Below are 2,278 nucleotides of genomic sequence, written 5' to 3' on the forward strand. Positions count from 1 at the left end.
CCTTCACCGCCGACGGCTACTACCCCACCGGGGATCTCGGCCGCCTCGACAAGGACGGATTCCTGTACTACCACGGACGATCCGATGACATGTTCAAAGTCAGCGGCGCCACGGTCTATCCCAGCGAAGTCGAGAAGGCACTGCGGAGCATCACCGGCGTGCACGACGCGGTGGTCGTCAACCTCGCCGACCGAGCGGGAAACCGGGTGGCGGCGGTGATCGCCGGTCCCGGGCTGAGCGTCGAGATGCTGCGTGATCGCGCCCGGGACGTGTTGAGCCCGTTCAAGGTCCCGACGGTATGGCTGGTGGTCCCGGGCACCGACGCCATACCCCGGGGGCCGACGGGCAAGGTCGACAAACGCCGAATACAGGAGATGCTGACGACGCGCGATCGCGCTGTCGCGGGCGCAGAGCAACGGAGGCAACGCATATGACAGGCCGGCTGACCGACAAGGTGGCATTCATCACCGGCGCCGCGCGGGGACAGGGCCGCGCCCACGCCGTGCGGATGGCCGGCGAGGGAGCCGACATCATCGCCGTCGACATCGCCGGCAAGCTGCCCGACTGCGTGCCGTACAACCCGGCGAGCCCCGAAGACCTGGCCGAGACGATCCGGTTGGTGCAAGCCACCGGGCAGCGCATCGTGTCCACTATCGTCGACACCCGCGACTACGACGGCCTGCGCGAGGCCGTCGCCGACGGGGTGGCCAGGCTGGGTCGCCTCGACATCATCGTTGCCAACGCCGGTGTCGCAGCGCCGCAGGCCTGGGATGCCATTTCACCGGAGAACTTCCGCGACGTCATGGACATCAACGTGACCGGCACCTGGAACACCGTGATGGCCGGCGCACCGCACATCATCGCGGGGAACCGCGGGGGTTCGATCATCTTGGTCAGTTCGGCGGCCGGCATCAAGATGCAGCCGTTCATGGTCCACTACACGGCCAGCAAGCACGCCGTCACGGGGATGGCCCGGGCGTTCGCCGCCGAACTGGGCAAGCACGCCATCCGGGTCAACAGCGTTCACCCCGGTCCGGTGAACACCGACATGGGTACCGGCGGGATGATCAGCGCGCTGGGCCAGGCGATGGAGACCAATCCACAACTCTCACATATGCTCACCCCTTTCCTGCCGACCTGGCTGGCCGAGCCGGAAGACATCGCCGGCACGGTGTGCTGGCTGGCCAGCGCCGATTCGCATCTGGTCACCGCAGCCGCGATTCCGGTGGATCAGGGCTGCACCCAGTACTGAACGCTGGGAGCTGACCGGGGCGGTGGCATCGCCGGGTGGTGGTCGTCGCGGGCGCGACCGTATCCTGGTGATCCGCACGCGGATCCGATGACGCAGGACTAAGGTGAGCGGCTGACAGCGTCAGCCACGCCCCGACGACAACAGAGATGAGGACGGCAGGATGAGTCCACTGCTCCGGTATCGCGCAACCACGCCGGTATTTGCCCTTGCGGCGACATCCCTGGCACTGATCGGGATCGTTTCACCCGCCGTCAGCCGGGCTGTCCCCCTGGACGGTTGCGGTTACGGCATGTACTTCAACACCGAGACAAATCAGTGCGAGCCCGGCGGCATTGACCCGCATCCGTTCATCGGGCCGGTAGGACCGGCCGGCGTCGGGGTCGGCGGACCCGTCGGACCCGGTGGCATTGTCGGCCCGGTCGGTGTCGGCCCGGCCGGCCCGGGACCGGTGGGACCCGGACCGGTGGGACCCGGCCCGGCAGGACCGGGCGGACCTGGCCGGCACTAGCTATTTTGGCGGGCAGTCCAGCTGCGCGACCCGCTCGTTGTGAATGCGCACCAGTTCCCGGAAACGCAGCCGGTGGTAGTGCGGTACGGGCTGGATACCCCATTCGTCTTGCGCACTGGCCTTGCCGGCGGCCCCCTCGGGAGGACCGAGCGGCGGGTAGGGGTACTTGCACTCCAGGGTGTCGTCGGAGAAGCGGGTCTTGAGCAGTTCACTGCAGATCTGCGTGAGGCTCAGCGTCGGGTAGCCGTAGTAGACCGCCATGAACGGCAGGGTGAAGGCACCTTCGATGACGAGTGCCACCAGGCACACCAAGGTGGCGCGCTTGATCCACTTGTGCATCCGCGCGTAGTACGGGGTGGTGCCCGGCGGCAGCGGTTCGACCTCGGGTGTGTCCATCGTTGGGCTCCTTATCAGTCGGAGAAGATTTCCCGGTTGACGGTGTGCAGGTAGGGGATCGCCAAAAACGGTGTGATGTAGAAGATGTCGTAGAGCCACCAGCCGATCACCGGGAACACCAC

Annotated in this window: 3 protein-coding genes; 2 read left to right on the forward strand and 1 reads right to left on the reverse strand. The window is 66.9% G+C overall.

Features of this window, described 5'->3' with window-relative positions:
- Together LI92_RS20975 and LI92_RS20980 are read left to right on the forward strand one after the other, a co-directional pair.
- The coding region (locus tag LI92_RS20975) for an AMP-binding enzyme (protein ID WP_046322376.1) at positions 1–434 on the forward strand (434 nt) is incomplete at its 5' end.
- The gene (locus tag LI92_RS20980; protein WP_046322377.1) at positions 431–1,252 is read left to right on the forward strand and encodes a mycofactocin-coupled SDR family oxidoreductase; all 822 of its coding nucleotides are present in this window, start codon (positions 431–433) and stop codon (positions 1,250–1,252) included. The genes LI92_RS20975 and LI92_RS20980, both read left to right, overlap by 4 nt.
- A gap of 508 nt (positions 1,253–1,760) precedes the next feature.
- On the opposite strand, the gene LI92_RS20990 is transcribed toward LI92_RS20980, so the two are convergent.
- Complete coding sequence (locus LI92_RS20990) at positions 1,761–2,156, reverse strand: hypothetical protein (RefSeq protein ID WP_046322379.1); 396 nt, start codon at positions 2,154–2,156, stop codon at positions 1,761–1,763.
- Positions 2,157–2,278 lie beyond the last annotated feature (122 nt).

The sequence above is a fragment of the Mycobacterium sp. UM_Kg1 genome, assembly GCF_000972925.1.
In the GTDB taxonomy this organism is placed as follows: Bacteria; Actinomycetota; Actinomycetes; order Mycobacteriales; family Mycobacteriaceae; genus Mycobacterium; species Mycobacterium hiberniae.

What these genes read in the sequence shown, in the direction of transcription:
- LI92_RS20980 (WP_046322377.1), top strand. Translation starts at nt 431, where the DNA reads ATGACAGGCCGGCTGACCGACAAGGTGGCATTCATCACCGGCGCCGCG.
- LI92_RS20990 (WP_046322379.1), bottom strand. Translation starts at nt 2,156, where the DNA reads ATGGACACACCCGAGGTCGAACCGCTGCCGCCGGGCACCACCCCGTAC.